General features: G+C 71.8%; 1 protein-coding gene. It reads left to right on the top strand.

Annotated features, from left to right (window positions below; genetic code table 11):
* Positions 1–16: 16 nt before the first annotated feature.
* Positions 17–547: hypothetical protein (locus VM95_RS37945; protein WP_157882314.1), on the top strand; the 531-nt coding region annotated here is incomplete at its 3' end.

Below are 547 nucleotides of genomic sequence, written 5' to 3'. Positions count from 1 at the left end.
GGGCGGGAGCGGCGCGGTGAAGGCGTCGTTCACGGGCGCGGCGAGCCCGGCGTCGGTCACCGACACCTCGGGCGGCGGCTCGACGGTGCTGGCCGCGGCACCTTCACCGTCCGGCCCGCTGGGGAACTACACGGCGACTTCACTGTCCCCGTCCGCCGCCTGGTCGGGCGGCTCCAACGCCGGGAGTTTCTCGTACAGTTACCCGATCTCGGTGCCGCCGGCCCTGGGTGGCGCGGCGCCGTCCGTCGAGCTGAGCTACAACTCGGCGGACGTGGACGGCAAGACCTCCGCGTCCAACGCGCAGCCCTCGTGGGTGGGTGACGGCTGGAACTACGAGCCCGGGTTCATCGAGCGTTCCTACAAGTCCTGTGACAAGGACGGGATCACGGGCTCCGGCGACGAGTGCTGGGGCGGCCAGAACGCCTCGCTCGCACTCGCCGGTCACTCGGGCCCGATCGTGCGCGACGACGCCAGCGGTGTGTGGCACCTGGTGAACGACGACGGCACGAAGGTCGAGCAGTTGACCGGGGCGCCGAAGGGCGCGGGC

The organism is Streptomyces rubellomurinus (genome assembly GCF_000961885.1).
In the GTDB taxonomy this organism is placed as follows: Bacteria; Actinomycetota; Actinomycetes; order Streptomycetales; family Streptomycetaceae; genus Kitasatospora; species Kitasatospora rubellomurina.
The sequence above is the reverse complement of the archived record's forward strand: the minus strand, read 5'-3'. Positions and strand labels throughout refer to the sequence as shown.